The 5718-nt window shown below is 68.4% G+C and carries 4 protein-coding genes; 3 read left to right on the top strand and 1 reads right to left on the bottom strand.

Features of this window, described 5'->3' with window-relative positions; all coding sequences use genetic code 11:
- The first annotated feature begins 342 nt into the window (after positions 1 to 342).
- The 3 genes from ACTHNR_RS19160 to ACTHNR_RS19150 are packed head-to-tail and all read left to right on the top strand — an operon-like array spanning position 343 to position 4659.
- Complete coding sequence (locus ACTHNR_RS19160) at positions 343 to 558, top strand: DUF3311 domain-containing protein (RefSeq protein ID WP_440549241.1); 216 nt, start codon at positions 343 to 345, stop codon at positions 556 to 558.
- Positions 555 to 2030, top strand: a complete 1476-nt coding sequence (locus tag ACTHNR_RS19155) for a sodium:solute symporter family protein (protein ID WP_440549240.1) — start codon at positions 555 to 557, stop codon at positions 2028 to 2030. The genes ACTHNR_RS19160 and ACTHNR_RS19155 overlap by 4 nt, the downstream gene beginning before the upstream one ends.
- A 49-nt stretch (positions 2031 to 2079) precedes the next feature.
- Positions 2080 to 4659 carry an FG-GAP-like repeat-containing protein gene (locus tag ACTHNR_RS19150; protein ID WP_440549239.1) on the top strand — a complete coding sequence of 860 codons (2580 nt, stop codon included), beginning with the start codon at positions 2080 to 2082 and terminating at the stop codon, positions 4657 to 4659.
- 72 nt (positions 4660 to 4731) lie between these two features.
- On the opposite strand, the gene ACTHNR_RS19145 is transcribed toward ACTHNR_RS19150, so the two are convergent.
- Positions 4732 to 5718: glycosyltransferase (locus tag ACTHNR_RS19145; RefSeq protein ID WP_440549238.1), on the bottom strand; the 987-nt coding region annotated here is incomplete at its 5' end.

Here is a 5718-nt window from a genome sequence, read left to right as displayed (position 1 = left end):
TTGAAACCCCGCCCTTCAGGGCGGTGAGCTGGGACCCCGGCCTGAAGGCCGGGGTTTCAGCGATTCTTTGGGAGGGGTGCAAACCCCTTCCAAAAGTGTTCAGCCAAACCGGCCTGAAGGCCGGTTGTGGACAGTTGCTTTCGGCAAAACCCTTAAACGGACGACGCCCGGAAAACCCGTCGCGCTCCCGTGGCGCTCATGGGTTCGGAGCCTATCGCAGTTGTCCGCCTATTCATCGGTCATTTTTTTGAAAACCTTTACGACCTGAACGGAACGGGCATAAAGTCAGAAGGCTTGACTGCCGTTCGCCTGTATCACCCTTCGCCTCGAGGAGTGTTTTTCATGGTTCTTCGGTTACTCGCCGTGCTGCCGTTCATCGGCATCTTGCTCGGCGTCCCGTTCGTCAATCGCGTAGAGCCGCTCGTGTTCGGCATGCCGCTCGTGCTCGCCTGGATCGTCTTCTGGGTCGTCATGAGCGCGGCCATCATGGCGCTCGTCTATCGGCTCGACCCGGCCAACCGCGCCGGCGTTCAATCCACCGAGGAGGCCGGCTCATGAGCAGCGCGCTTCTGATCATCGCCGCCATCACCCTCTTCGCGCTTTGGCTCGGCGTGCGCGCCCGCCGCGGCCACGACATGAACCTCGAGCAGTGGTCGGTGGGCGGACGCAGCTTCGGCACCGCGTTCGTCTTCCTGCTGATGGCCGGCGAAATCTATACGACGTTCACATTCCTCGGCGGCAGCGGCTTCGCCTACGGCAAGGGCGCGGCGGCCTACTACATTCTGTCGTACGCCACGCTCGCCTACATCCTGTCGTACTGGCTCCTGCCGCCGATCTGGCGCTACGCCAAATCGCATCGGCTCGTCTCGCAGCCGCACTTCTTGGCGAGCAAGTATGCAAGCCCTTCCCTCGGCGTGCTCGTCGCGCTCGTCGACGTCGTGGCGCTGGTCCCGTACCTCGTGCTGCAATTCAAAGGGCTCGGCATCATCGTCGCGACCGCTTCTTACGGCGCCATCTCGCCCACTGCCGCGATCTGGATCGGCGCAGTCGTCGTCACGGTTTACGTGACGCTCTCGGGCGTGCGCGGCTCGGCGTGGAACTCGGTGGTGAAAGACTTGATGATCCTGGCCATCGTCATCTTTCTCGGGGTGTATCTGCCGATCAAGCTGTACGGCGGCCTGGGCGAGATGTTCCATGCGATCGACACCGCGAAGCCGGGCTTTTTGACGTTCCCGGCAAAAGGCTCGAGCGTCGCCTGGTTCCAGTCCACCGTGCTGCTGACCGCACTCGGCTTCTTCATGTGGCCGCATACGTTCGGCTCGATCTTCACGGCGCGCGACGAACGGATCTTCCGGCGCAACGCGGCCGTGCTGCCGCTCTATCAGCTCATCTTGCTGTTCGTGTTCTTCGTCGGCTTCGCGGCCTCGCTGAAGGTGCCGGGCCTGAAGGGCAGCGACATCGACCTGTCGCTGTTCCACGTGTCGCTGCAGACGTTCGATCCGTGGTTCGTCGGCGTGATCGGCGCGGCGGGCGTGCTGACCGCGCTCGTCCCGGGCTCGATGATCCTGAACGCGGCCGCCACGCTGCTCGCCAACGACGTCTATCGCGGCGCCATCGACAAGCAAGCGCCGGACGCCACGGTCGCCAAGCTCGCACGTGTGCTCGTGCCCGTCATCGCGCTCGTCGCGGTGTACTTCACGCTGCGCGGCGGCGAGACCATCGTCGCGCTGCTCTTGATGGGATACAGCTTCGTCACGCAGTTGTTCCCGGCCGTCGTGACGAGCTTGGCCGCGCGCAATTGGGTGACGAAGCAAGGCGCCACCGCCGGCATCGTGGCGGGCGTGGCCGTCGTCGCCTATACGACGCTCACCCACGCGAGCATCGGCCAATGGTTCCCGTCGCTGCCCAACGGGCTCAAGGACTTGAACATCGGGCTCGTCGCGCTCGCGCTGAACGTCGTCGTGCTCGTGGTCGTGAGCGCGTTGACGCAGCCGAGAGCCGCGGGTCAATCGCAAGCGCGCCCGCTGTAGCCGCGCCCCGCTGACGCGGACCATCGCACGGCGCGCCGAGAGAGCCCTCATGGCGCGCCGCGCGGCACCGAGCCCCCCACGCCTGCCGCGCGCCGCGGCCGCGCTGGTCGTCGCGTTGGCGCTCGGAGCGCTGGCCGCCTTCCACTTCGGTTCCCCCCGGCCGGCGGCCCACCCGGCCGCGCCGCTCGGCACGCCGGCCGATGGCGCGCCCCCGCTCGCCTCGCACGCCGACTGCCACGCCGGTTCGCTCGTCACGGTCGTCGCTCATCTGGACGACGATTTGCTGTTCGTCAATCCGGGCATCGCGCATCGCTTGGCCGCGGGCTGGTGCATCGTCACCGTCCATCTGATCGGCGGCGCGAACGGCGCCTCGTTCGACTATGTCCTCACGCGCGAGCGCGCGATCCGCGGCGCCTATGCCCGTATGGCCAATGCGCCGGATCGCTGGCGCGAGGCCACGGTGACGTTGGCCGGCTCGCCCGTGCATTGGATGACGCTGCAAGCCCAGCCGCGCGTCCAACTCGTCGAACTGCGCCTGCCGGGCGGACGCGTGCGTGGCGGGTCGGTGCCGCTCGGCCGGCTCTGGGACGAGGCGCAAACGATCGCCACTTATCCGATCCGCGCCGACGGCGGCTCCGCGCGCTACGATCGCGCTGCGCTCGTCGCCACGGTCGGCGCCCTGCTCTCGCGGGCGACCCTGATCTATACGCTCAATCCCGACGCCGTACCGTTCGCCGAGCATCCCGACCACATCTACGCCGCGCGGATCGTCCGCTTTGCGGCACAAGCGCTGCACGTGCTTGCCCCGCTGCGCTATCACCTGACCTACGTGACGGGCACGCTGCCGGTCAACGTCGCTTCGGACGATATCCAAGCGAAGCGCGACGCGGCGGCCAGCTATTTCGCGGTCGACGCCGGCGTGGGCGATTTGGCGCGCGTATTCGGCGAGGACGAATGGAACGGCGACTGGATCGCCCGCCGATACGTATTCGACGACGAACGGCCGAGCCGGCCCGCGAGCGATGCGCTCGCCGCGCCCTCGCCCACGGTCTTCAATCTCGTCAACGCCTACACCTTGCAGTGCGTCGACGCGAGCGGCCGCGGCGGCCCCTTGCGGCTCGGCGCCTGCGGCGCGCAGCCCACTCAGCGCTGGCGCTGGCTGAGCGTCCCCAGCCACCCGGGCAACGAGCACGATGCCGCACTCGTCAACCAATCGACCGGGCAATGCACGGCGGAGCGCGGCGATGCGCTCATCGGCGTAGCCTGCGATCCCGACGATATCGATCAGCGCTTCACCCCGTGGGATTTCGGAATGGTGCGCACGCCGCGCGGGCGTTGCCTCGGCGAACGCGACGGCGCACTCGCGATAGCGCCGTGCGACGCACAGACGAGCGCCTTTCGTTGGGCTCCGGCGCTGTACTCGCGTTGGACCGACCTGCGCCTGGCCGGCGCCATGATCGACGACGTCGCCGGGCCCGGCAAGCCCGCCGCCGTTTATGTGGCGCGTCGCACCGACGGCCCCGGTTTCGATGTCTGGGTTGCGCCGCTTCGAGCTCAGGCGCACGCCCGTCGCTGGTACGCGAACGCCGTGCCGTTCGACGCTCGGGCGACGAGGCCGACTTGCGACAGCGCAACGCTTTGCTTCGACAACACGCGCTTCTTGCTCGGCGACTTCGATGGAGACGGGCGTGCCGACCTGCTGGCGATCGGGCCGCGCAACGGGGGCACGGGCTTCTGGCTGCTGCGCAATCTCGGCGACCGGTTCGACGCGCCTCGCCTGTGGTATCAGAGCACCGCCGAGTTTTCCTCCGAACGGACCCAGCAATACGTCGCCGCCGATTTCACCGGCGACGGACGCGCGGACGTGATGCTCGCGCAAACGCCGGTCGCGAGCGGGCAGCCAGCCGCCGGCGACGCGAGCGCACAGGGCCTCGAGCTTTGGGTGCTCGCAAGCCTTGGGGCATCGAGCGCGGCGCCCGCCCGCTGGCTAGCAGCGTCCGGCGCGCGCACCGCCTCGGCGGATGCCGCGCCGCACGCTTACGCGCCGACGGGCTCGACGCAATTTCTCGCCGCGCGCGTGGACGACAGCGCGCGCGCCGGCCTCTTCGCGCTGGACGACGCGGCCGGCGTTCTGGCCGTGACGCCTATCGCGAGCACGGGCCACGGGTTCGTGCCCGCCGAGCCCGTGCGCTGCACGACGTGCCGCAAGCCGTTCACGAAGGTCGCGGCCGGCCCGCTCGGCCCCGGCCGCGGCGTCGACGGCTTGGTCATGTTGACGCTGCGCGAGCCGACCCGCGCCGATCCCGCCACGATCGATGTCTGGACGATGGCGGGCGGCGCACACCTGCAAGCGCCGGTTCATGCGGGCGCCGCCGGCTCCGTCGCATGGGCCGACGCCCTTCCTGCACTCGCGCCGCGGCACGTCGACGCATCGGCCACGCCTGAGCCGTCGCTTGTGCTTTTCAGCCGCGTGAACATGCCGCTGGACGAATACCGCTTCACGTCCGGCGCGCCGCAGCTCATCGCCTATCCGTTGCTCGACGCGGGCCATGCGTTGGGCCCGGCCCAGCCGTGGGGGCCGCTGCCGGGCCGATATGGCGAAGCGCTTCGGGTCGATCGTTTGAACTGATTGATGGCGAGGCCTGTCGGCACGATATGTCGCCGATGACGGCCGCGCAGCGGAGCCCGGCCACGAAGCCGTCTACGCCAGCACCTGTCGCGCGACCTCGAGGTATCGCCGGGCTGTATCGTCGAGCGTCAGGCCGCGCAGGGGCCGACTCGTTCGCGGCTGCTTCAGTGCATCGGCCAGCGCGCGCGCATACTGCGTGGCGTTCGTCGTATCGACGAGCGCCACGCACGGAAACGTTCGTGCAAAGCCGAACGCGTCTATCGCGTTGGCGACCATCGGGACACCCGAGGCCAAGGCTTCGATAAACCCTATGCTGTGCGCTTCGCACCGAGACGGCATCGCGAAGACGGCTGCCCGCCCGAGAAGCTCCGGCACATCGCTGTTCGGCCCCTCCACGCTGACCCGCGATGCGAGACCGAGTTCGTCGACGAGTGCGACGACCTGCCGATGATAGGCGCGGTCGTCGATGACGCCGCACAGATACAGGCGTGCGCCCGGTTCGTGCGCGAGCAGCTTTTGAAACGCGCGCACGGTGTCGAGCTGGCCCTTTTCGGGAACATAACGTCCGATTTGGACGATCCATTGCACGCGCGGGGTCGAGGGCGCTTCTGGGGACCGCCCCGATCCGGCCGCATCGGCCGTTCGCCGGAACCGCTCGACGTCGACGCCGTTGGGCACGACAAAGAGCGCGGGATGCGGACCGACCGTCTCCACGTATTGATCGACGTTGCGCGGCGACACGCCGATGACGGCGCGGGCCCGCCGCGACAGCCGACGCTCCGCCCGCAGCAGCCAACGATTATCGGCAAAGTCGTTCACGCCCGAGTGCATGACGAAGACGATCGGAGCCGAGCAAGGCAGCGCGCGCGCGTAGAGCGCCGGTATCGTCGCGTGCGCGAAGATGACGTCGGGCGCGAACCGTCGAATGGCGCGCATGAGAAACACGAGGCGCGCGAGGTGCTCGTGCCGGCGCGACGGGAACATGCAGGCGACATCGTGCTCCGCCAGTTCGCGAGCCGCGCCGGCGAAGTCGGCCTCCGCCGGCAGCAGCGAGGCGAC

The organism is Trinickia sp., assembly GCF_051954495.1.
GTDB lineage: Bacteria > Pseudomonadota > Gammaproteobacteria > Burkholderiales > Burkholderiaceae > Trinickia.
The sequence above is the reverse complement of the archived record's forward strand: the minus strand, read 5'-3'. Positions and strand labels throughout refer to the sequence as shown.

Excerpts from the sequence above, each read along its gene's own strand:
- ACTHNR_RS19155 (WP_440549240.1), top strand. The coding sequence starts at position 555 with ATGAGCAGCGCGCTTCTGATCATCGCCGCCATCACCCTCTTCGCGCTT.
- ACTHNR_RS19150 (WP_440549239.1), top strand. The coding sequence starts at position 2,080 with ATGGCGCGCCGCGCGGCACCGAGCCCCCCACGCCTGCCGCGCGCCGCG.
- ACTHNR_RS19160 (WP_440549241.1), top strand. The coding sequence starts at position 343 with ATGGTTCTTCGGTTACTCGCCGTGCTGCCGTTCATCGGCATCTTGCTC.